Annotated in this window: 21 protein-coding genes; 16 read left to right on the top strand and 5 right to left on the bottom strand. The window is 41.6% G+C overall.

Annotated features, from left to right (window positions below; all coding sequences use genetic code 11):
* Positions 1 to 61: 61 nt before the first annotated feature.
* Complete coding sequence (locus HFD85_RS08820; RefSeq protein WP_167607887.1) at positions 62 to 1867, top strand: glycoside hydrolase family 15 protein; 1806 nt, start codon at positions 62 to 64, stop codon at positions 1865 to 1867.
* 14 nt (positions 1868 to 1881) lie between these two features.
* Here HFD85_RS08820 and HFD85_RS08815 read toward each other — a convergent pair whose 3' ends face one another.
* Positions 1882 to 2367 carry a MarR family winged helix-turn-helix transcriptional regulator gene (locus HFD85_RS08815; protein WP_167607884.1) on the bottom strand — a complete coding sequence of 162 codons (486 nt, stop codon included), beginning with the start codon at positions 2365 to 2367 and terminating at the stop codon, positions 1882 to 1884.
* Between the two features lie 349 nt (positions 2368 to 2716).
* On the opposite strand from HFD85_RS08815, the gene HFD85_RS08810 reads away from it, so the two are divergent.
* The 11 genes from HFD85_RS08810 (at position 2717) to HFD85_RS08760 (ending at position 11863) form a co-directional block, all read left to right on the top strand.
* Positions 2717 to 4033 carry an aspartate kinase gene (locus HFD85_RS08810; RefSeq protein ID WP_167607881.1) on the top strand — a complete coding sequence of 439 codons (1317 nt, stop codon included), beginning with the start codon at positions 2717 to 2719 and terminating at the stop codon, positions 4031 to 4033.
* A 28-nt stretch (positions 4034 to 4061) separates the two neighbouring features.
* Entirely contained in the window at positions 4062 to 5363 is a 1302-nt protein-coding gene (locus tag HFD85_RS08805; RefSeq protein WP_167607878.1) for an O-acetylhomoserine aminocarboxypropyltransferase/cysteine synthase family protein, read from the top strand.
* 106 nt (positions 5364 to 5469) lie between these two features.
* Complete coding sequence (gene metA, locus HFD85_RS08800; protein ID WP_167607876.1) at positions 5470 to 6387, top strand: homoserine O-acetyltransferase MetA; 918 nt, start codon at positions 5470 to 5472, stop codon at positions 6385 to 6387.
* A gap of 92 nt (positions 6388 to 6479) precedes the next feature.
* Complete coding sequence (gene elbB, locus HFD85_RS08795) at positions 6480 to 7130, top strand: isoprenoid biosynthesis glyoxalase ElbB (RefSeq protein WP_167607873.1); 651 nt, start codon at positions 6480 to 6482, stop codon at positions 7128 to 7130.
* A gap of 7 nt (positions 7131 to 7137) precedes the next feature.
* Positions 7138 to 7824 carry a TatD family hydrolase gene (locus tag HFD85_RS08790; protein WP_167607870.1) on the top strand — a complete coding sequence of 229 codons (687 nt, stop codon included), beginning with the start codon at positions 7138 to 7140 and terminating at the stop codon, positions 7822 to 7824.
* A gap of 24 nt (positions 7825 to 7848) precedes the next feature.
* Entirely contained in the window at positions 7849 to 8562 is a 714-nt protein-coding gene (locus HFD85_RS08785) for a tRNA threonylcarbamoyladenosine dehydratase (protein ID WP_206081917.1), read from the top strand.
* Between the two features lie 325 nt (positions 8563 to 8887).
* Complete coding sequence (locus HFD85_RS08780) at positions 8888 to 9208, top strand: RNA recognition motif domain-containing protein (RefSeq protein ID WP_167607867.1); 321 nt, start codon at positions 8888 to 8890, stop codon at positions 9206 to 9208.
* Between the two features lie 2 nt (positions 9209 to 9210).
* The gene (locus tag HFD85_RS08775; protein ID WP_167607864.1) at positions 9211 to 9405 is read left to right on the top strand and encodes a cold-shock protein; all 195 of its coding nucleotides are present in this window, start codon (positions 9211 to 9213) and stop codon (positions 9403 to 9405) included.
* Positions 9406 to 9490: 85 nt separating this feature from the next.
* Positions 9491 to 10336, top strand: coding sequence for a D-amino-acid transaminase (gene dat, locus HFD85_RS08770; protein WP_167607861.1), 846 nt, complete (start codon positions 9491 to 9493; stop codon positions 10334 to 10336).
* A gap of 146 nt (positions 10337 to 10482) precedes the next feature.
* Positions 10483 to 10956: a hypothetical protein gene (locus tag HFD85_RS08765; protein WP_167607858.1), complete on the top strand. Its 474-nt coding sequence runs from the start codon at positions 10483 to 10485 to the stop codon at positions 10954 to 10956.
* Positions 10957 to 11200: 244 nt separating this feature from the next.
* The gene (locus tag HFD85_RS08760; protein ID WP_167607855.1) at positions 11201 to 11863 is read left to right on the top strand and encodes a cation diffusion facilitator family transporter; all 663 of its coding nucleotides are present in this window, start codon (positions 11201 to 11203) and stop codon (positions 11861 to 11863) included.
* Between the two features lie 5 nt (positions 11864 to 11868).
* Here HFD85_RS08760 and recG read toward each other — a convergent pair whose 3' ends face one another.
* Positions 11869 to 13971: an ATP-dependent DNA helicase RecG gene (gene recG, locus HFD85_RS08755; RefSeq protein WP_167607853.1), complete on the bottom strand. Its 2103-nt coding sequence runs from the start codon at positions 13969 to 13971 to the stop codon at positions 11869 to 11871.
* A gap of 235 nt (positions 13972 to 14206) precedes the next feature.
* Between recG and HFD85_RS08750 the strand changes: the two genes are divergently transcribed.
* The 3 genes from HFD85_RS08750 to HFD85_RS08740 all read left to right on the top strand — a co-directional run bounded on the left by HFD85_RS08750 (position 14207) and on the right by HFD85_RS08740 (position 15860).
* On the top strand, positions 14207 to 14908 hold the full coding sequence (locus tag HFD85_RS08750; protein ID WP_167607850.1) for an ABC transporter ATP-binding protein: 702 nt from the start codon (positions 14207 to 14209) through the stop codon (positions 14906 to 14908).
* A gap of 80 nt (positions 14909 to 14988) precedes the next feature.
* The gene (locus HFD85_RS08745; RefSeq protein ID WP_167607847.1) at positions 14989 to 15546 is read left to right on the top strand and encodes a cob(I)yrinic acid a,c-diamide adenosyltransferase; all 558 of its coding nucleotides are present in this window, start codon (positions 14989 to 14991) and stop codon (positions 15544 to 15546) included.
* A 92-nt stretch (positions 15547 to 15638) separates the two neighbouring features.
* Positions 15639 to 15860, top strand: a complete 222-nt coding sequence (locus HFD85_RS08740) for a DUF2795 domain-containing protein (protein ID WP_038562297.1) — start codon at positions 15639 to 15641, stop codon at positions 15858 to 15860.
* 66 nt (positions 15861 to 15926) lie between these two features.
* Here the strand turns inward: HFD85_RS08740 and HFD85_RS08735 are convergent, their stop codons facing one another.
* Both HFD85_RS08735 and HFD85_RS08730 read right to left on the bottom strand, forming a co-directional pair.
* Positions 15927 to 16346 (bottom strand): DsrE family protein, encoded by a 420-nt coding sequence (locus HFD85_RS08735; RefSeq protein ID WP_240925023.1) that lies wholly within the window; start codon positions 16344 to 16346, stop codon positions 15927 to 15929.
* Position 16347: 1 nt separating this feature from the next.
* Positions 16348 to 16875: a YkgJ family cysteine cluster protein gene (locus tag HFD85_RS08730; protein WP_167607844.1), complete on the bottom strand. Its 528-nt coding sequence runs from the start codon at positions 16873 to 16875 to the stop codon at positions 16348 to 16350.
* A 100-nt stretch (positions 16876 to 16975) separates the two neighbouring features.
* On the opposite strand from HFD85_RS08730, the gene HFD85_RS08725 reads away from it, so the two are divergent.
* Positions 16976 to 19591, top strand: coding sequence for a glycoside hydrolase family 3 C-terminal domain-containing protein (locus tag HFD85_RS08725; protein WP_167607841.1), 2616 nt, complete (start codon positions 16976 to 16978; stop codon positions 19589 to 19591).
* 3 nt (positions 19592 to 19594) lie between these two features.
* On the opposite strand, the gene HFD85_RS08720 is transcribed toward HFD85_RS08725, so the two are convergent.
* Entirely contained in the window at positions 19595 to 22219 is a 2625-nt protein-coding gene (locus tag HFD85_RS08720; protein ID WP_167607838.1) for a DUF5916 domain-containing protein, read from the bottom strand.
* Positions 22220 to 22281: the final 62 nt, after the last annotated feature.

Raw genomic sequence — 22281 nt, 5'->3', positions numbered from 1 at the left:
GATTTTATGAACATTTTAATGCGTATTGTTTTCTTTACAGAAGAGAACTTTTAAATGGTCTATGGAAAATTTGAATTATGCAATCATCGGGAATTGCAAAAGCGCAGCGCTAATTTCAGATAAAGGCTCAATAGATTGGTGCTGTTTGCCGGATTTTAACTCATCATCGGTATTTGGGAAAATATTAGACGAAAACAGGGGAGGAAGTTTTGAAGTGCTGGTTGATGACAGTTATACCATCGAGCAGTCGTATTTGCGTACCACCAATATTGTAGTCACCCGGTTTGCCAGCGGAAAAGACTGTTTCGAGGTAGTTGATTTTATGCCCCGCTATTTAAACAATGGCGATGGTTATTACAATCCGGCCGAGATCATTCGTTATTTCAAACACAAATCGGGTAAGCCCGAATTCAGGTTGAAATATGATCCGCAGGTGGAATATGCCCGTTTTAATGTTGAACTGGTTGCCGAAGAAGAGTACATAAAATGTTTTACCACTGAAGGTGATTACGATTCATTGTACCTGTACACCGATTTTGATCACGAAAAAATTCTGAAGCAAGAGATGATTGTCCTAAAGGAAGATGCCTTTGTTTTGCTTTCGTACGATCAGAAACTGCTTGAACAAACACTTAACAAACAATACCTGAAACTCCAAAAAACCAAAGTTTACTGGCTCGATTGGACAAACAAACTAACCAGTTATCAGAAATACAATAACGAAATCGTCAGAAGTGCGCTTGTTCTGAAATTATTAAGCTACGACAAAACCGGTGCTGTATTGGCAGCTGCTACAACTTCGTTGCCAGAAACCATAGGCGAGGAAAGAAACTGGGATTACCGCTTTTGTTGGATACGCGATGCTTCGATGGTTATTAAAGTGATGTCGAGCCTTGGTCACCTGAATACGGTTAAACGTTTTATGCGTTTCATCATCGATATTATTCCCGATAAGGATGAAAAAATCCAGATCATGTATGGCATTAATCGCGAAAAAAGGCTGGAAGAGGAGACCCTGGATCATTTGAGCGGGTATAAGAATTCGTCGCCGGTAAGAATCGGAAATGCGGCTTACCTTCAGAAACAGAACGATATTTATGGCATCCTGGTCGATGTGATTTACCAGCAGTTAACGGAGTTTAAAATTTCGCTGGAAGAAAGTGAGGCACTTTGGACCATTGTGAGAAGTATAGTTCGGATCGTGAAAAATACCTGGCACCTGCCCGACAAAGGAATCTGGGAGATCAGAACCGATGAAAAGCATTTTACTTTTTCAAAAGTATTGTGTTGGGTAGCCATCGACAGAGCCATTAAAATTGCCAGATTTATCCATAAGAACAAGTACGTTGAAGAATGGCAGGAACTGGCCGACACCATTAAAAATGAAATTTTGGATAAAGCCTGGAATCCTGAAATCGGTGCGTTTACGCAGGCCTACGGTTCTGTGGATATGGATGCAGCAACATTGCTAATGGAACCTTATGGTTTTATTTCGGCGAAAGATCCGCGTTATGTTCAAACCGTAAAAATCACCGAAAAAGAATTGTGTGTTGATGGTTTGATGTATCGTTATAAAAATCAGGATGACTTTGGACTGCCTAGTTCGTCGTTTACCATTTGCACATTTTGGCTGATCAACGCACTGGATTCGATTGGTGAGCGAAAACATGCCAAACAAATATTCGAGCAGTTGCTGAGTTACAGCAATCATGTAGGATTGTTTAGCGAAGACATCGATTTTAAAACCAAACGTTTACTAGGGAACTTCCCGCAGGCCTATTCACACCTGGCTTTAATAGAAACAGCAATCAATTTGGGAAAAGGAAAAATTGCAGAAGACGACCAGATCCTGGAAGCGATCCATTAAGCGCCTGAAATAGTCTATGCTTCGATATCTTCAAGTCCGGTCTCCATGGTGATCATCGGAGAAGCTTCAATGGCTTCAATATCGAGAATCCGTATCAGTGTATTGAGTCCTTCTTCAACTTTGATAAATTCTTCTTCGTTCAGTTTCTTCAGCTTTTCCGATAATTGAACATGTAGTAACGAAGGAATGGTTTTGAGCAGTTTATCGCCGGCAGAAGTAAGTGCAATATTCACCACGCGTTTGTCGCCCAGTTTGGGAAGCCGGGCCAGGTAACCTTTTTTCTCCAGGCGATCGATAATTCCACTGACCGTGCTTGGATTCAAATTCAGGAATCTTCTGATTTCGCCCTGCGTAGCCTGGTAATTGGGAGAATTGTGCAGAAAATTCAAACACAAAACCTGCGGTATACTCACACCATGTTCTTTCTGAATCTTTTTGGATTCGATATCGATGGAGCGAACAATCTTCCGGATCTTTATCAGAATATCAGTGGTTTCCATACGAACAAAAATACAAATGTTTTGAAATTATCCTGAAACTATATTAAAATCAGCAAATGAGATGAACATAATGGTTGCAATTCAAATGTAAATTTTATCTGAAATCATTCCAGATAAGCTTGCTGTTTTAAAAATTCGGCCTATATTTGGTGCAAATAAAATCGACAGTAATGAGTCTAGTTACGAAAAATACAAGTTTGTGTTCAGTTCAAATGAACTGTGTAACTTTATTTATGTCGTCGATGTTTATGTCTATGCGCTAGCCTTCAATCGGTGGATTCCATTGACTTGAAGGCATTCATATTTCGAGCGTTTCAATCATATTTTTTCTACAAAAATTATTTTTTACATGTCGGATAAAGTTATTCGAGTAGGGGGAAGTCACATTGGCAACTCAACTTCAATAAGCAATTTAAGCAGCTATTTAAGTCACAATAGCGGTCGTAACTTCGTAGTGGTTTCGCCGGTTCCCGGCTTACTGGATATTCTGGAAGAACATCTTCTTACCGTTTTGGATAAGCGAACGGAAAACGGAAATATCAGCGAACAATTGTTAGCAGTTTTTAAAGCCAGAATCAAAACTGAAGTTACTTCGGGCTATGTTGAACTGGCGAATCAGGCCGCGAATTTGCTGCGTGGAATTGCTTTGATTGGCGATTATTCTACTGCGTTAAAAGACCAGGTTTTAAGTTATGCTGAACGTTTGTCGGTGGAGATTTTAAAAGCCGTTTGGCCCGAAGCACTGGTATTGCAACCTGAGAGTATCGGGTTGTTAACGACCAGCGATTTTGGCAATGCCACTTTTATCGCGCTCAATGAAGAGGAAATAGAAGGATTAGCAGCCGGAACCTACTTGATATCAGGCACATATGGCATTGCTGAAAATGGGAAAGTGGCACGTACCGGGCGATCGGCTGCCGATTATACTGCTGCATTTCTGACCAAAGTTCTTGGAGTTGAGAAGTTGGAATTGTGGGATCTGGATCACGATTTTCTTCGTGCCGACCCTGCCATCATTGACAATCTGCCTTTAATCAAACGACTAACCTACGAAGAAGCAAGTGAGTTGGCTTATTTCGATCATTATTCGTTTCACCCTCGTACGGTAGAACCTTTGGAAAACGAACACATTCCGATCGTGGTGTTGAATTCTGATTCAGCTTCAGGCGAAGTGGAGACCATTATCAATACCGAGACTTTTGTTGAGGAGCAGATCGTAAAAAGTGTGGCCTGTACCGATGATATTTCGCTGTTGAAACTGGATGGTCCGGGTGTTGGCTTGAAGCCGGGAATCCTGGCCAGGGTCACCAATCAGCTGAATGAAGCCGGCCTGAACATTAAGTCGGTGATTACCTCGCAGACGTCGATCAACTTTATTCTTAGTAAAGACAATGGAGATAAAGCGCAGGCACTTATTCACGACCTGGTATTTTCTTCTGTAACTGACATTTCGGTAGTAAAAGATATTTCAATGATTGGTGTTGTAGGCCATGGAATGCAACATGCCTATGGTGTTTCTGCTAAAATTTTTACCGCTGTAGCAAACAATCAAATCAATGTAGTGTTAAGTGGTTCAGGGGCTTCCGATTTGGTGAGTTACCTCGTGATCAATAAATCTGACAAAGAAAAAAGCGTTCGTGAGATTTACAAAGCATTTTTTGAATAACAGTTTTTTACCCAAAATTTATATAACAATGACTAACAAGAAATTAAACTTCGAAACCCTTCAATTACATGCCGGGCATGAACCCGATAAAACAACAAATTCGAGGGCAGTGCCAATTTATCAAACCAGTTCGTATGTATTTAACGATGCCGAACATGCAGCCAATTTGTTTGCTCTAAAAGAATTTGGCAATATATACAGCCGTATTATGAATCCGACCAACGATGTGTTTGAACAACGCATTGCGGCGCTCGAAGGCGGGGTAGCAGCCCTGTCTGTTAGTTCAGGTCATGCTGCGCAATTTATCGCGTTAAATAACATTCTGGATATCGGTGACAATTTTGTGGCATCGCCATATTTGTACGGAGGCTCGTACAACCAGTTTAAAGTATCGTTTAAACGACTGGGAGTTCAGGTGCGTTTTGCAAAGGATCTTGAGCCTGAATCTTTTGAATCGTTGATCGATGATAAAACAAAGGCTATTTATCTGGAAACCATCGGAAACCCGGGGTATGTAATTCCTGATTTCGATGCGATTGCAGCGGTTGCAAAGAAATACGACATTCCGCTGATTGTTGACAACACTTTTGCCGGGGCCGGTTATCTGTTTCGGCCAATCGAACACGGAGCTGATATTGTAGTAGAATCGGCTACAAAATGGATTGGTGGACATGGAACCAGCATTGGTGGTGTAATTATTGATGCGGGAACGTACAACTGGGGCAACGGCAAGTTTCCCGGTTTTACCGAGCCTTCAGAAGGATATCATGGATTGAAATACTGGGATGTTTTTAATTTTGACGGGCCATTTGGGAACATTGCTTTTATTATTAAAGCACGTGTTGAAGGTCTGCGTGACTGGGGAGCAGCTTTAAGTCCGTTTAATTCATTTCTGTTGATTCAGGGACTCGAAACGCTTTCATTACGTATGGATCGGCATGTGGAAAACACGCTGGCACTGGCCAAGTGGCTACAGCAGCATCCAAAAGTGGAAAGCGTGAATTATCCGGGACTGGAAGGAAATCATTCGTATGAAAATGCTAAAAAATACCTGCCTAAGGGTGCCGGCGGCGTGCTGTCGTTTAATGTTAAAGGCGATAAGCAAACAGCCAACCAGGTGGTGAATAATCTGGAGCTGGTAAGCCATCTGGCCAATGTGGGTGATGCAAAAACGTTGATTATTCAGCCTGCTGCAACAACACACCAGCAGTTGCCTGAAGAAGCGCAAATTGCAGCTGGAGTTTTCCCAACTCAGCTGAGGGTAAGTGTTGGATTAGAGCATATTGACGATATTATTGCCGATTTTGAGCAAGCGCTGAGCAAGGTTTAGAGTTCAGTGTTTAAAGTTTAAAGTAGAAAATCAAAAGTAAAAAGTAGTGAGTTCAGGTAGTACCTGCTCACTACTCAATACCAGAAATCTCAATACTAAAAAAGTTATGCCATTAAATATTCCGGATAAATTACCGGCGATTAAAATTCTTCAGGAAGAGAATATTTTTGTGATGGATGAGTCGCGTGCCTCGCACCAGGATATCCGTCCCTTAAAAATCATTATCCTTAATCTGATGCCGTTGAAGATCACTACTGAAACAGATCTTTTACGACTGTTGTCGAATTCTCCTTTGCAAATTCAGATCGATTTCATGAAGATTAAAGGGCATACGCCCAAGAATACGCCTTCGTCGCACATGAGTGCTTTTTACCGGAATTTTGATGAATTAAAAAATCAGAAATACGATGGCATGATTATTACCGGTGCACCGGTTGAACAGTTGCCTTTTGAGGAAGTGACATACTGGGATGAAATGAAACAGATTCTCGATTGGGCCGAGCACCATGTAACATCAACCTTATTTATTTGCTGGGCGGCTCAGGCCGGATTGTATCATTATTACGGTGTACCGAAATATCCTTTGTCGGAAAAGAAATTCGGAGTGTTTAAACACACCCATGTCGACGAAAATCTTCCGATATTCCGGGGATTCGACGATGTATTTTTTGTGCCGCATTCCCGTCATACCGAGGTAAGAGCGTCGGACATTGAAAAAGTTGACGATTTGCAGATTATTTCTACGTCGGATGAGGCAGGAGTAACCATCTTAAAAGCCAAAAACGGACGCCAGTTATTTATTACCGGGCATGCAGAGTATTCGCGACATACCCTGGATGGTGAGTATCAACGTGATCTTAAAAAGAAATTACCGATAACGATTCCGGTGAATTATTATCCGGATAACGATCCAAGGCAAAAACCTATAATGAGTTGGCAATCCACAGCGAATTTATTTTTCTCCAACTGGTTGAATTATTACGTCTACCAGGAAACTCCTTATAACCTGGAAGAGATCAGCTAATTAGGTCAAAAAGGCTCGGGAATGCCTGTGTTTAACATTTCAATATCTCGCTATTTAGCCGTATTTTTGGTAGAAAATAAAAATCATTTTCGATGAAGAAAATTGCAGTTGTACTTGCGGGATGCGGTGTTTACGATGGAGCAGAAATTCATGAAGCTACTTTAACAATGTTGGCTATTGCCCAGCAGGGTGCCGAATACCAGTGTTTTGCACCGGATATGGAACAGGCACATGTGGTAAATCACCTCAACGGAGAAGAAATGAATGAGAAACGCAATGTTTTGGTTGAGGCTGCACGTATTGCACGTGGAAATATTAAAGCATTATCTGAATATTCACCCGCAGATTACGATGCCATTGTATTTCCTGGAGGATTTGGTGCCGCTAAAAACCTGTGCACTTTCGCATTCGACGGGCCGGATTGCACCGTAAACAAAGAGGTGGAAGATGCCATACGCGCTACTGTTACTGCCGAAAAACCGGTTGGAGCACTGTGCATTTCTCCCGCACTTATTGCAAAAGTATTGGGCGATGTTCAGGTAACGATTGGCCAGGATCAGGGGACTGCTGATGCCATCGAAACGCTGGGTGCAAAGCATGTTAAAACTACACACGGCGAAATTGTTGTTGACGAAAAATACAAGGTAATTACAACGCCTTGTTACATGCTGGATGCAACAATTAGTCAGATTGCCGATGGTGCCAACAATGTGGTTGCCAAAATTCTGGAAATGTTGAAATAAGCATAAAGTGAGACCGCTACCATATATCGATATTCATACACACTCCACGCGTTACGAGCAGGAAACGGTAACGGTTCAAAACATATTTCCGGGCGACGGTTTTGCGCCTTTTTCAGGCAGGAATTTCTATTCAGTTGGGCTTCATCCCTGGCACATTACTTCCGAGCAGGAGAATAATGAGGCCTTGCGTTTAGTAGAAGAGGCGCTGGAATTCGATCACGTGATTTTTGTGGGCGAAGCCGGATTGGATAAAGCTATCGAAAAGGACTTCGCAGAACAACAGCGTGTGTTTAAAGCCCAGGCTTTCATGGCCGAAGAATATCAGTATCCCTTGTTGATTCACTGTGTAAAAGCCTATAACGAAGTGTTCGAACTTCGAAAAAAGATGCAACCATCAATGCCATGGATCTTTCACGGATATACCGGTGGACTGCAATTAACCGAACAATTTCTGCCCCACGGTTTCATGTTTTCGTTTGGTCATTTATTATTTAATGACAAGGCCAAAGTCATTGAAACATTCAAAGAACTTCCCCTTGAAAAGATCTTTTTTGAGACCGATGAAATGGAAGAAGATGTTAGTGTTATATACCGTCAGGCAGCAAAAATAAAGGGAATTACAGAAGATGAATTGAAAGTGGCAGTGTGGAAAAATTTTAATCGTGTTGAACGAACTTTGATCGATCGTGTTTGATTATTGTTCGCTAAATTGATTTTTATGAATTGGTTGGAAAGAAGTGAATTGTTGCTGGGGAAGGAAAAACTTGAAAAACTTAGCACCATGAATGTACTGGTTGTCGGACTGGGTGGAGTAGGCGCTTACGCCGCAGAACAGTTGTGCAGGGCAGGAATTGGAAAAATGACAATTGTTGACGGTGATGTGGTGGAAGCCAGTAACCGCAATCGGCAGTTACCAGCACTGATCAGTACTACCGGCTTGCCCAAAGCCGAAATTTTAGCAGCACGTTTCAAAGACATCAATCCCAAAATTGAGCTGACAGTTGTTAATGATTATATCCGCGACGAAAAAACCCTGGAATTGTTAAATAGCCAGCCTTTTGATTATGTTATTGATGCGATTGATACATTATCACCCAAGGTGTTTTTGGTATTTCATGCAAAGCAGCTGGGATTGAATGTTGTAAGTTCGATGGGAGCCGGCGGCAAAATGGATCCTTCAAAAATACAGTCGGCAGATATCTCAAAATCGCACAACTGCAAACTGGCACGTATGATGCGAAAACGCCTATCCCGCCTGGGTTTGAAGAAAGGAGTAAAGGTGGTTTTCTCTTCCGAGGAAATAGATGAAAAAGCAGTCAGGATAGAAGAAGGCCGCAACAAAAAATCAACTGTCGGAACCATTTCGTACATGCCTCCGTTGTTTGGTTGCCATATTGCAAGTGTGGTTATACGCGATCTGATTGCTGATTAAAAATACCTGCTGTAAATCAGCGTTATGAGATAAATTTTCATAAAAAAATTTGTGATTACAAAGAATCAATTACCTTTGAGTTGTTAATTTTTGGATTTACGGAGAAATTTTTGCTTTAGTTGTCTGGTAATTAGCAAGTTGGTCTTTATTTATTGATTTTTTGTAAACCGGACAGTTCATCTTTCTAGTGCATTCCCGACGTTATTTCAATCCTGATATAATATTTTATACTGTATTTAAGTAACACTTGGAGTAATCCATTTTGAATGGTTTGCTGTTGGTTCTCAATGTAGAGACAATTATTAATTTTTTTAAACAGTATAAAATGAACATTTACATTGGTAATTTACCCTTCAATTTGGGTGAAGAAGATTTGAAAGAAATTTTTGAAGAGTATGGTGAAGTAGCATCAGCAAAAATCATTTCAGACAAAATGACCGGAAGAAGCAAAGGTTTCGGTTTTGTTGAAATGGAAGATGATGACAGCGCTAACAACGCCATCAAAGAATTGAACAACGCTGAAGTTGGCGGAAGAAACATCAAAGTTAACGAATCAAAACCTCGCGAAAATAACTTCCGTGGTGGTGATCGTGGCGGTGACCGTCGTGGTGGCGGTGGTGGCTTCCAACGCAGACCTCGTTACTAAAAATGAAAGGTACCGTAAAATGGTACGATAGCGTTAAAGGATTTGGTTTCATCCAGGGTGATGATAACAAAGATTACTTTGTGCATCGTACAGGAGTGAAGGACGATGTTTTTTCACTTGAAGCAGGCCAAACAGTCGAATTCAATGTAAAAGACGGTGAAAAAGGCCCGGTAGCCATTGACGTTGAAACAAAATAAATGAGATATAAGGGATCCGGTTGCGGATCCCTTTTCTTTTTTAGGCACTTAAACTATTTTCGAAAAACTATCCGATTGTATTGAAATGAGTAAGATTGTTTATTTGAACGGCAGCTTTATTGCCGAAAACGAAGCTTGTTTGTCGCCTAACGACCGTGGATTTATTTTTGCCGACGGTGTTTACGAAGTGACTAAGTTCTATAAAGGCAAGGCATTCCGCATGGCCGATCACCTGGAGCGGTTAATTAGAAGCCTCAGAGAAACAGGTATTCAGTTCACAGAAACAGACCAGTTGGAGCGTATTTCTTTGGAATTGCTCGAAAAAAACAATCTGCAATCGGAAGAAGCCGGTGTTTACTGGCAAATTACTCGTGGAGCTCATCAGCGGGTACATCATTTCCCGAAAAATATTGAAGCTACATTTTATGCTTTTGCATTTCTGCTGCCTTCAGCTACAGATAAACTTCAGAATGGCATAAAAACAATTTTGCGCGAAGATATTCGCTGGCAGCGCTGCGACATAAAGTCGGTTTCCTTGCTCCCGAACACCATGTTGTATAACGAGGCCGTTGAAAACGGGGCAGGAGAGTGTTTACTTGTTCGCGACGGGTTTGTAACTGAAGCCACGCATTCGAGTGTTATGGCTGTTAAAGATGGTGTTTTAATTACGCGTCCTTTATCGAACTTAATTTTACCCGGAATTACTCGAAAAGTCATTCTGGAACTTTGCGCCCAGCACCAAATTCCTTTTGAAGAGCGCTTGTTCACTAAAGCTGAACTATTCCACATGGATGAAGTGTTCATATGCGGAACAGGCAGTGAGATTATGCCGGTCGTTCAGATTGAAGAACAGATGGTTGGTACAGGAGCTCCCGGTGCCATCACCCGAATGTTACAACAGCTGTTTGCTGAAATTACTTCACGAAATTAGACTTCATTCTTACAGGATATTACTTCTGTTAAACTTTGCTAAATCGTTCACTTTTTAAGAGTTGTTAACCCGGTGTTGGAACAGCTTTTGCGCCTTTTGTGTCCGACAAACAAAAGTGTTTAATTTTAAAAAAGGAGGAACGAAAAATGAAATTGCTATTTGCTATTACGGTTGTTGCTCTTTTTACATTTGGTTGCAATGCTCAAAGTGTAGAAAAAGATAAAAAGGGCACTCAAAACAAACCAAAAGAGAGTTGGAAAGTTGACAAAGAAGTTGATGAGAACGGGAATGTTGTTCGCTATGATTCCACTTACACCTGGTCGTATTCAAATGTCGATGGCGACACTATAAATGTTAATGTCGACAGTCTGATGCAGTCGTTTCAAAGCTATTTTAACGACCGCATGCCATCGGTTTTTGGCCAGAACTTTATGGAACCGATGCTGAACGATTCTTTGCTTCCGCGCGATTTGTTTGGTAAAAACTATTTCCACGATCGTTTCAAAGACGAATTTTTCGATATGGACAAAATGATTCAGCAAATGGATTCGATAAGAAGCCAGTTCTTAAAAGATGATTACCCACAAATGCATAGTAGGATACATGCTCCGCATAAATAATGTCAGTATTAACAAGCTACTTGTAAGCTAAAGAAGCAGGGTGAAAACGAAATTTACCCTGCTTTATTTTTTCTGGTTAACTTCTGCTGTAAAATGCAACCTTGAAATGATAATCTCCTGATAATCAGATTTTGTTAAATAGATTCTATGTTCAAAGGTTTTACTCTCTTTCACTGATTTCTTATTTAGAATAATCAAAACGTGACCTGGTTTGTTAGGTAAATAGCTCTAAGCCTTAAAAATTATGGATAAACACAAGTACGAAAGAAAAACAATGTGGGTGGTTATGCTGACCATGATTACAATGGTTGTTGAAATTATTTTTGGATTGACCACAAAATCGATGGCACTTTTAGCCGATGGCATTCACATGGGATCGCATGTTTTGGCTATTGGATTAAGCTGGCTGGCTTATGTGTTTGTTCGAAAGGTTGAGAAAAGTAAACATCACGATGCTGACTCCAATAAAATTCTTTCGCTTTCAGGTTATAGCAGCGGACTTTTGCTTTTAGTTTTTGCTTTGTTTATAATGTTTCAGGCTGTTCAGCGCTTTATCACTCCGGCTGAAATTGTTTACACCGACGCGATTAAAGTAGCTGTTATCGGTCTGCTTGTGAATATTGCCAGTGCCTTTCTGCTGCATCACGATCATGAACATTCCGATCATAATATCCGGGCTGCGTATCTGCACGTTATTGCGGATGCCATGACGAGTGTTTCTGCAATCGTCGGCTTGCTTGCCGCTAAAACCTGGGATATCGCCTTTGTCGATCCGATTGTGGCTATAATTAGTTCGTTCGTTATTATTAAGTGGTCGGTTGGTTTGTTAAAGGATTCAGGAGTTGTGCTGCTGGATATGAGCAACAACGATCATTCTCATGAACACCATCACCACCATCATCATTGATTGAACTAGCTGATCGAACTCCAGTCGAAGCCGGTTTCTTTCGATGACAGTAAATTTCTAAGCAGTAGCTGGTTTTGTTCCTTTTGCAGGTAAGGATCATCATCGAGAATATCGTTAGCAACATTTCGGGCCAACTGCAGAATTTCACCATCCTTACTCAGGTTCGCAATTTTCAGATCGAAGCCCATGCCACTTTGTTGTGTTCCTTCCAGGTCGCCGGGGCCACGTAATTTCATGTCTACTTCGGCAATTTCGAAACCATCATTGGTTCGCACCATCGTTTCCAGGCGTTTCCGGCTTTCGTTGCTCAATTTATACGACGACATCAATATGCAATACGATTGTTCGGCTCCCCGGCCAACGCGGCCACGCAGCTGGTGCAGTTGCGATAAACCAAAACGTTCTGCACTTTCAATCACCATAACGGCAGCATTTGGCACATCAACTCCCACTTCAATAACGGTGGTGGCTACCATTATTTGGCTTTCGGCATTTTTAAAATGCTGCATGGCACTCTCTTTAATCGCCGGTTTCATTTTACCATGCACCATGCTCAGTTTGTATTCGGGAAATACTTCCGACAGATGACGATAACCTTCTTCCAGATCTTTGAGGTCCATTTTTTCAGATTCTGAGATCAACGGATAAACGACATAAACCTGGGTGCCTTTTTCAATTTGTTGTTTTAGGAAGTTGTACACCTGTTTGCGGCGGTTCTCGTAAAAATGCATGGTTTGGATGGGTTTTCTTCCCGGAGGCAGTTCATCGATCACCGAAACGTCAAGGTCGCCGTAAACCGTCATCGCCAGGGTACGCGGGATAGGAGTGGCGGTCATCACCAAAATATGCGGCGGAATCAGGTCGTTTTTCTGCCAAAGTTTTGCACGTTGGGCCACTCCAAAACGATGTTGCTCGTCGATTACAACCAATCCCAGGTTATTAAATACTACCGTATCTTCAATTAAAGCGTGCGTTCCGATAATGATCGACATTTCGCCCGATTGCAGGGCTGTATACAGTTCTTTTCGTTCTTTGGTTTTTGTTGAGCCGGTCAACAATCCAACTTTTACATTCATTCCGATCAGAAACTTCGAAATCGACTGAAAATGCTGTTGTGCGAGAATTTCGGTCGGGGCCATCAGGCAGCTTTGAAATCCGTTATCCATGGCGATCAGCATGGTCATTAGTGCCACCAGGGTTTTTCCGCTGCCCACGTCGCCTTGTAAGAGGCGGTTCATTTGTGTGTTTCGGTTTACGTCTCTTCTAATCTCTTTGATTACCTTTTTCTGTGCCCCGGTAAGGTTGAATGGCAGGAAATCGTTAAAGAAGGTATTAAAGTTGTAGCCAACATTTTCGAACCTGAAACCTTTGAATTTTTGATCGCGGTTATGTTTTAACGCGAGAATTTTTAACTGAATAAAAAACAGCTCTTCAAACTTTAAACGAAAGGTAGCTTTTTTTAATAGCAGGGTGTTTTCGGGTTTATGAATGTTGAAAAGTGCTTCTTCCAGGCTCATCAGTTTCATCCTGTCCACCAGTTCCGCTGGTAAGGTTTCCTTAATCTTTCCCCGGGACAGGCTGATCAACGTTAATTGCATTTTGTTAATGGCCTTCGAATTCAAGTACTTCTTTTTCATGTTCTCGGAGGTATTGTAATACCCCTGGAACAATCCCACTGGTTTTAATTGTTTTTCCTCTTCGGTTTCCAATTCAGGATGAACAACGCTTATCTTACCTCCAAACTCGGCAGGTTTCCCAAATACAATGTATTCCTTGTTCAGTTTCAGGTTTTCTTTCTGCCATTTTATTGCCCTGAACCAAATCAGTTCAATACTTCCTGTATCGTCGTAGAAACGTGCACTTAAACGTTGTTTTGGGCCGCTGCCAATGGTTTCCATCGTTCGTATAACGCCTTTAACCTGAATGTATGGCATTTGCGAATGAATTTCGGCTATTTTGTAAAATTTTGTGCGGTCGATGTATTTGTAAGGATAATAATAGATCAAATCTCTAAAGGTAAAAACCTTTAGTTCTTTCTTAATTATCTCGGCACGTTTCGGACCAACGCCCGGTAAAAATTGTATTTCCTGATCGAGAAACTCCGACATAAAACAAAGATAAATTTTTAGTCATTTCAATCTAATGTTATGGCATGTGATTTGTTGAATCTCCCGATTTAATTGATTCTCCGTAAATGATAAAAAAACTTAATGACAGGTTAAAGTTCAAAAAAACAGCAGAAATGCTTAATCAACATAAAAAAGAAAGAATATATTTATACGAATTTTGAATTCAGAACGTATCTTTAAACACCAGAAACAGAAAATTTAAAAACCAAAGCCGATGAAAGAGAAAGTTATTGAAATTGAAAACATTGTCAAAAATTATAAAGTTGGCACCCAGGTAGTACGGGCGTTACGTTCTGTTTCGCTTACCATTAACAGAGGAGAATATGTAGCAATTATGGGCGCATCCGGCTCAGGAAAATCAACCCTGATGAACGTGATTGGATGTTTGGATACGCCTACCAGTGGTAAATATGTCCTGAACGGGAAAGATGTCAGTAGCTTATCGGATAACGAATTGGCGGAAATACGAAATTCAGAAATCGGATTTATATTCCAGGTTTTTAACCTTTTACCACGTAACACAGCTTTAGAAAACGTGATGTTACCTTTGGTTTATGCCGGGGTGCGTAAAAACGAAAGAATGAAGCGTGCCGAGGAAACACTTGTTGATGTTGGTCTGCAAGACCGAATGGAACACCGGCCAAACGAATTATCAGGAGGTCAGCGCCAGCGTGTTGCCATTGCCCGGGCACTTGTAAATAAACCTTCATTATTGCTGGCGGATGAACCTACAGGAAACCTCGATTCAAAAATTTCAGAAGAAATTATGAAGCTTTTTGCTGATATCCATCGCAAAGGAAATACTTTATTGATGGTAACGCACGAGGAAGATATTGCCCGGCATGCACACCGAATAATACGATTAAAAGACGGCGAAATTGATTCAGACACGATAAACGAAAATCCGGTCTATTAAACTTATTGAAGGGTAGATTGGAGTATATGTTGATTCGATCCCGGTAAGTTTTTACCGGGATCTTTTACTATATTGCAAACATGGCTAAGGAAATAAAGATTTATACAAAAACAGGTGATGACGGAACAACGGGACTGGTAGGTGGCAGCCGGGTGAAAAAGTACGATCTGCGGCTGGAAGCCTATGGCACTGTAGACGAATTGAATGCTGCAGTTGGCGTAATCCGTTCCAATGAAGTGGAAGATGATATCAAAGAACTTCTGTTAAATATTCAGAACAAACTTTTCAACATTGGATCGCGCCTGGCATCCGACGAAAAAGGAGAGGCCTTTACCGCTGATCTCGCCATTAAAATTGAAGACATTGCTGTATTGGAAGATGCAATTGATCGTTTCGAAGAAGAACTGCCGAAGCTCAAAAATTTCATTTTACCCGGTGGTGATATAGTTGTAGCTCAATACCATGTGGCGCGCACCGTTTGCCGGAGAGCTGAACGGCGTATCGTTGAATTTTCAGAAACAGAAAAGGTTCAGCCCGATCTTATAAAATACATTAACCGCCTTTCCGATTTTTTCTTTGTATTGGCCCGTATTACTGGCTTTCGGAGAGGTGTTGATGAAACACATTGGAAGTATTGATAAAAAAATTTCGTGAAAGTTTTTTCGTATTGTTTTTTTGTTATATTCGCGACAATTTAAAACGCGAGTTTAACCACGTAAATTTTTAACACATGTATTGGACTCTGGAACTGGCATCGAAATTAGAAGATGCACCATGGCCTGCAACTAAGGATGAACTTATCGACTACGCAATTCGTTCGGGTGCCCCGCTTGAAGTAATCGAAAATTTGCAGGAAATTGAAGATGAAGGCGAAATGTATGAAAGTATAGAAGACATTTGGCCGGATTATCCAAGTAAAGATGACTTCTTTTTCAACGAAGACGAATATTAAGAGCTTGATGAAACGATAAAAAAGCATCCATGAGAATGGGTGCTTTTTCTTTTGCTGTCCGCTATTCTAAAGACTCAGAACTTTCCAGCCTTCTTTGAGGTAATTCGAAAGAGGAACTCCCATGCCTTTTACATCAACGCCCATTTCGGCGAGTTTTTCCTGAACATCATACATTCGGGCACAAGCCATACAAGCTTCGGTTTTTACACCGGCCTCCTGCATACGTTTAATATAATCACCAATCATTTCATTTTCTACAGATAATTTGGCCGATGGTCCCCAGATAATTAATACCACTTCGTCGAACCAACCTTGTTTTTTCGCATTCAAAGTGTACATAAAAACCATTTTTTCGGCAACGTTGGGATCTCCGCTGGTCCACAGTACCGCTAATTTATTCGAATTATCATTCATTGGTTTTTCGTTTTGTGCAAATACCCCGCTAAAAAGGATAAGTGCAAATAAGATTAAAATTGCTCGTTTCATATTATTCTGATTTAATTTCGTCAATCAAATTTTTAATCGGAATCAAGTCGAACTCTCCAAACTCCTTCTCGTCGAAATTTTGTAAAAAAGTTTTGTTGGTCATGAACAGTTCGCTGTTGATTCTGTCCTGCGGAAAGGTGTTTTCATTTGTAAAATCTGAAAAGTCGAACTCGGTGAAATTCAGTTCGCAAGCCGATAATTCCCAATTATCTTCATCATTCATAAATAGAAGTGGCAGTCCATGGGTTCTGCATATAATGGGGCGTTCGTCGTAAATTGTACATTTGTGATTCTTTAAAAATACACACGTACCTGGCTTGTTTACAGATGACAAATCCAACTTTAAATCTTTTGTGTTCAGTGCCTCTCTAATGCTGTAAAACTCTACAGGAAAAATGCTGTAATCCATACAGCAAAGGTCGCAACCCATTTTGCAGGCCATGTGTTGCGAATGCTGCTTTTCAAGTTTATTGCTCTGTATATCTACTTTGTCCCGAAGATTTTTGTATTGTTTAAATAAATCTGACATCAAGTATATTTCTTATTAAATTACGCTAAAAATTCCAAAATTACATTTTCAAATCATTATTTTTGCCGGAACAGAGCAGAACGGCCTAAATTAACGAACAATGAATAGATTATTCTTAACATTCCTGACTTTCTTATTTCTTAGTAAAATTAGTGTCGCACAACAGGAAAACTTTGATTTCCTCGATGAGAATTTGCCATTCGATGAACGGGTGGATATCCTGGTTTCGCAAATGACGCTTGAAGAAAAAGTAGGCCAGATGGTTTATACAGCACCGGCTATCGAACGGTTACAGGTACCGGAATACAACTGGTGGAACGAGTGCCTGCACGGTGTTGCAAGGGCTGGTTATGCCACTGTTTTTCCGCAATCGATAACTATTGCAGCTTCGTGGGATCAGGATTTAATGCACCGTGTTGCCAATGCAATTTCTGATGAAGCACGAGCCAAACACCACGAATTTGTTCGTCGCGGAAAACGCGGAATGTACCAGGGACTGACGTTTTGGTCGCCAAACATTAATATTTTCCGCGATCCCAGATGGGGGCGTGGTCACGAGACTTACGGAGAAGATCCATACCTGACAGGTGTTCTTGGTGGGGAATTCGTAAAAGGCCTGCAGGGAAACGATCCTAAATATCTGAAAGTTGTGGCAACAGCCAAGCATTATGCCGTTCATTCGGGCCCCGAACCGCTTCGGCATGAATTTAATGCACTAATTAGTGAACGCGATTTAAGAGAAACGTATCTGCCGGCCTTCAGAACATTGGTCAAAGATGCCGGAGTTTACTCCATCATGGGCGCTTACAACCAGTTTAAAGGTTATCCGTGTTGCGCCAGTCCCGAGTTATTCAGTATTCTGCGAAATGAGTGGGGATTTAATGGTTATGTGGTTTCCGATTGCTGGGCCATTTCCGATTTTTATACTTTCCAGGATTTCTCGGCCAATGCAGAAGAGGCGAGTGCAGCTGCAGTAAAAGCCGGAACCGACCTGAATTGCGGAGTGGCTTATTCAAAACTGGCGGAAGCGTTTAAACAGGGTCTGATTAGTGAAGAAGAGATTGATGTAGCTGTGAAAAGGCTTTTTATGGCTAGGTTTAAACTGGGTATGTTCGATGCGGATAAAGATGTTGCTTATGCACAAATTCCCTACGCGGTAAATACATCAAAAGAGAATTCAGTACTGGCACTGGAAGCTGCTCAGAAGAGTATTGTTCTGTTGAAAAATGAAAAGCAAATTCTGCCCTTGTCAAAGGATATTAAAAAGATAGCCGTAATTGGGCCTAATGCCGACAACTGGGAGTCGTTGGTAGGAAACTACAACGGAATAGCAAAACATCCTGTAACGGTGTTAAAAGGCCTCCAGAATAAACTTGAAAATACCGAGATTCTATATGCTGAAGGTAGTCATCTGGCTGAAGGCGTAAGCAATTTACACGCTATTCCTGCAGAATACTTACAAACTGAAGACGGCAAAAAGGGAATTACCGGAGAATATTTTGCCAATGCCGATCTGGAAGGCGAGCCGGCCTTTACCCGAATAGATGAGAACGTTGATTTTTACTGGGAATCACATGCTCCTTCAAAGCAACTCGATGATGATAATTTCAGTATCAAATGGACCGGTTATATTGTCCCTCCGGTATCAGGAACCTACAAAATAGGATGCTGGGGAATGCCTGATCTGAAGATTTCACTCGATGGCGATGAGATTTTAAGTCACAAATCGGAGCATCATCCTTTTCATCACGAGAAAGCTGTTGAAATGAAGGCCGGTAAAAAATACAAAGTGGTGTACGAGTACAAGAATAATTTTGGCGATGGCGATGCACGTTTATTATGGTCGATGCCTGATGACAATATGCAAAAAGAAGCTGTGGCAGCCGCTAAACAGGCTGATGCGGTTGTTTTGGTGCTTGGTCTTTCTCAACGGCTTGAAGGCGAAGAAATGCCCATAAAAGTGGATGGATTTGAAGGCGGCGACCGCACACATTTAAAGCTTCCTGGAACACAACGCGAACTGATGAAGGCCGTTGCAGCAACAGGAAAACCTGTAATTCTGGTTTTACTGAATGGAAGTGCACTGGCAGTAAACTGGGCTGAAGAAAACCTTGATGCCATTGTAACAGCCGGTTATCCAGGCCAGGAAGGTGGTAATGCTGTGGCCGATGTTTTGTTTGGCGATTATAACCCGGCGGGCAGACTTCCGGTTACTTATTACAAATCGGTAGAACAATTGCCTCCTTTTGAGGATTACGACATGGAAGGCAGAACCTACAAATATTTTGAAGGTGAACCGCTTTATCCTTTTGGTTACGGTTTAAGTTATACTTCCTTTGATTATAAGGGATTGGAGCTTCCAAAATCAGCAAAAAACGGAGAAACGGTTAAAGTGAGCGTTAAAGTTAAAAATACCGGTAAGGCAGATGGCGAAGAAGTGGTTCAGTTGTATTTGAAAGACGACGTCGCAAGTACGCCTCGTCCAAAATACCAACTCGAAGGCTTCGAGCGTGTATTTATTAAAGCCGGTGAATCAAAAACGGTAGAGTTCACTTTAAATCCACGTCAATTTTCAATAATCGGAAAGGATGATAAACGCATTATCGAGTCCGGCGATTTTGAAGTGTTTGTGGGCGGTGGACAACCAACCGAAGATGTTTCTTACACTTCAGGAAAAATAACCCTGACCGGTGAAAATACGCTGTTGGATAATTAGAATTTATCGGCCAATCCGGTACGAAAACTTCACAAGGAACACGTTGTTGGGTTTCTCTTCGAAAAGTGCTCTGAAATCGTTGCTCAAATCAAAATGACCAATGTTTTCAAAGCAACTTCTGTTTTGCGACCACACGAGGAAAACAGTGGAACCCGGCCGGTATTCCCAACGCAAAACCAGATTCGATAAAAATTCCCGTACGTTAAAATCGGGCTTGTCAAAGGCATAGTCTACTGTGCCGTCAAGATTGTCGTCTATCCGGTACATTTCAGCATGGGCGTCAAAAGTAATCTGCTGATCGGTATATAAGCTGTATCGGTTATCGATATCGCTTGCTTTGCTGTCGGTAATGTATTTAAAGTCGTGATAATCGCCGGTCGCAACAAATGGCTGTCCCCAAAATTGGATAGTAAGATCGGGTGTTATACTGTAATTTATGCGAATTGAAGTAGCAAAAGTTTTCTGGTGAATGGTACTTAGAATATACCTAGTATCGTTCCGATAGTCTTCCTGGGTAACATACTGCAGCATGTTGTCGTTAACCATAAATTCCGGTGCTATTTCAATTTGCAGTGCCTCCATTGGCCGGTAACCAAATTCTACTTCAAAACTTTTACGTGAATTGTAATCTTTATCATTACTCCAACTCATTCCGCCATCCAGACCATAAGTGAATTTTTTCTGTGGATTGGAGAATACACCAGTGTAGAATCCTGTACTCCCTGCTAATTTCATCGATGGGCCGCCACGCAGAACAGCGTGCGAAAGTGATTCGCTTTCCCAGTTCACATTGGCGAAGGCACGCCAGAAATTTTTAAATTGAGCATGTCCGTTCATGTTTCCGCCAACATTTAAAAGGTTTCCACCAAAATCGTAAACGGTCCATTCATTGAAGTTCACGTTGGCACTTCTAAAGATGGAGAACGGCTCGTACCAGCGATAACCCATCCAGTAAATCTGCATAATTTCGTCAACCTGGGGTGTAAAGCCAACGTCATTAATTTCCAGCCCCGGCGATTTCCAGTTAAAAATTGCAGCAGCCTGAAAGCGGCCTCCAACCTTGCCAAAAGTAAATTTCCCGCCATATCCGCCAAGCGAAGTCCGGGATGAATCGAGTGTCACATAATCTGCATCGGGACGCTGATAAGTGCGCGAATACATGGTTTGCGTATTCAATATCGCTTCTTCGGTACCTGCCACTCGGCTAAAATACAAGCCCGCATCGAGCAGCCACTTTTTATCATTCCATTTGTGTACAAAGTCAACGCCACCGGAATAAGCGCTTTTATGCAGAAATTCCAGGTGTTCATCGTCAATCGACCGGTTTACAGCAGTTAAAATGCCCCCGATATAGGTGTTCCCTTCGTTAAAATCTTTTTGAATGCGCCCAACTGCGTAATTGGTAAGCGGTTCAACCGATTGCGAACGTTTCCCGTTTATGCCATCGATTTTGGCGTATTCTTCTGAGGTTACACTTTCCAGCAAACCAAACGACCAGCCGTCGGAAGTTTTACCACTGATTTTTGCGGCTCCCAGAATTCGGGTAAAATCAGGTTGATCAACATATTCGCCATCCTCCGTATCCGGTCCGTAATGCGGACGTCTTCCGATTCGGCGCGAATAAAAGAGGTTATTGGCAGCCAGATCGCCATCGCCAAACGAAAGGCTGTAGGAAAGAATATTTTTCCCCTCGATAAAAAACGGGCGTTTCTCCTCAAAAAAGGTTTCATAAGTACTCAGGTTTACTTCCGAGGGATCGGCTTCAACCTGTCCAAAATCCGGATTAATGGTGAGGTCCATGGTCAGGTTATTGGTCAGGCCTATTTTGGCATCCAGACCGGCATCAAAACCATTTTCTTTTCCGCTACTTCTGAACGGATTTTCAGGTTCTTTTTCAAAGCGTTCGGCTCGGGTAACAGCGTAAGGTGTAACATTCAGCGCGTTTCTGGGCTTAATGTTCTTTATCCCGTTCATCAGTCCGAATTGCGAGGTGAAACCTGCTGTTTCGCGCTTCATCGGCTGCCAGGTCGAAAGCTCATCTTTTCTGAAAATATAACGGAATACATTCATTCCCCACAGTTGTTCTTCACTTTCTTTAAAGCGGAGCTGCGTGAGTGGAATTTGCATCTCTGCGGTCCAGCCGCTTGAAGTAGTTTGTGTTTTTACCATCCAGATCGGATCCCAGGTATCATCTTCGTTATTTCCGTCGTTACTGGCAACATTGTCCGAACGCACACCGGCCGCCGATACAATAAAGAAAAAGTGTGTTCTTTTATCGAAATACGAATCAATAGCAATACCAACTAAATCACCTTCTATTTCGTCTCTTCGCGACATGCGCATGGAAATGCTGTCGGGATTGTCGAATGAACGTATGGCTACATAAATATTATTGGCATCGTATAAAATGGCAAATTCGGTCTGACGTGAAGGAGCTTCACCTTCAACAGGTTCAAATTGTGTAAAATTATCTTCCCAACGAGCAACATCCTGCCATTCGGGTTCATCCAGTTTTCCGTTAATGGTAATGGATAAGTTTTCTGATGTGGATGCCGTATAAGTGCGCTTCTCCTGAGCAAAAGCAATACATGAACATAGTAACAGAACGAAAACAAACGTAAGTCTCATAAATTGGTTTTTAGATAAGACTAAAATTTGCGATTTGTGTTACAGCTCCGGGATTATTTAAA

This window comes from Maribellus sediminis (assembly GCF_011799805.1).
Taxonomy (GTDB): Bacteria; Bacteroidota; Bacteroidia; order Bacteroidales; family Prolixibacteraceae; genus Draconibacterium; species Draconibacterium sediminis_A.
Note: the sequence above shows the minus strand (reverse complement) of the source record. Positions and strands in the feature narration are given on the sequence as shown.

Bases quoted from the DNA above. Each gene is read 5' to 3' on its own strand.
- metA (WP_167607876.1), top strand. From the start codon at position 5,470: ATGCCATTAAATATTCCGGATAAATTACCGGCGATTAAAATTCTTCAG.
- HFD85_RS08780 (WP_167607867.1), top strand. From the start codon at position 8,888: ATGAACATTTACATTGGTAATTTACCCTTCAATTTGGGTGAAGAAGAT.
- HFD85_RS08735 (WP_240925023.1), bottom strand. From the start codon at position 16,346: ATGAAACGAGCAATTTTAATCTTATTTGCACTTATCCTTTTTAGCGGG.
- dat (WP_167607861.1), top strand. From the start codon at position 9,491: ATGAGTAAGATTGTTTATTTGAACGGCAGCTTTATTGCCGAAAACGAA.
- HFD85_RS08815 (WP_167607884.1), bottom strand. From the start codon at position 2,367: ATGGAAACCACTGATATTCTGATAAAGATCCGGAAGATTGTTCGCTCC.
- HFD85_RS08730 (WP_167607844.1), bottom strand. From the start codon at position 16,875: ATGTCAGATTTATTTAAACAATACAAAAATCTTCGGGACAAAGTAGAT.
- HFD85_RS08810 (WP_167607881.1), top strand. From the start codon at position 2,717: ATGTCGGATAAAGTTATTCGAGTAGGGGGAAGTCACATTGGCAACTCA.
- HFD85_RS08745 (WP_167607847.1), top strand. From the start codon at position 14,989: ATGGCTAAGGAAATAAAGATTTATACAAAAACAGGTGATGACGGAACA.
- HFD85_RS08775 (WP_167607864.1), top strand. From the start codon at position 9,211: ATGAAAGGTACCGTAAAATGGTACGATAGCGTTAAAGGATTTGGTTTC.
- HFD85_RS08740 (WP_038562297.1), top strand. From the start codon at position 15,639: ATGTATTGGACTCTGGAACTGGCATCGAAATTAGAAGATGCACCATGG.
- HFD85_RS08720 (WP_167607838.1), bottom strand. From the start codon at position 22,219: ATGAGACTTACGTTTGTTTTCGTTCTGTTACTATGTTCATGTATTGCT.
- HFD85_RS08785 (WP_206081917.1), top strand. From the start codon at position 7,849: ATGAATTGGTTGGAAAGAAGTGAATTGTTGCTGGGGAAGGAAAAACTT.
- HFD85_RS08805 (WP_167607878.1), top strand. From the start codon at position 4,062: ATGACTAACAAGAAATTAAACTTCGAAACCCTTCAATTACATGCCGGG.
- HFD85_RS08765 (WP_167607858.1), top strand. From the start codon at position 10,483: ATGAAATTGCTATTTGCTATTACGGTTGTTGCTCTTTTTACATTTGGT.
- recG (WP_167607853.1), bottom strand. From the start codon at position 13,971: ATGTCGGAGTTTCTCGATCAGGAAATACAATTTTTACCGGGCGTTGGT.
- HFD85_RS08750 (WP_167607850.1), top strand. From the start codon at position 14,207: ATGAAAGAGAAAGTTATTGAAATTGAAAACATTGTCAAAAATTATAAA.
- HFD85_RS08760 (WP_167607855.1), top strand. From the start codon at position 11,201: ATGGATAAACACAAGTACGAAAGAAAAACAATGTGGGTGGTTATGCTG.
- HFD85_RS08820 (WP_167607887.1), top strand. From the start codon at position 62: ATGGAAAATTTGAATTATGCAATCATCGGGAATTGCAAAAGCGCAGCG.
- HFD85_RS08725 (WP_167607841.1), top strand. From the start codon at position 16,976: ATGAATAGATTATTCTTAACATTCCTGACTTTCTTATTTCTTAGTAAA.
- elbB (WP_167607873.1), top strand. From the start codon at position 6,480: ATGAAGAAAATTGCAGTTGTACTTGCGGGATGCGGTGTTTACGATGGA.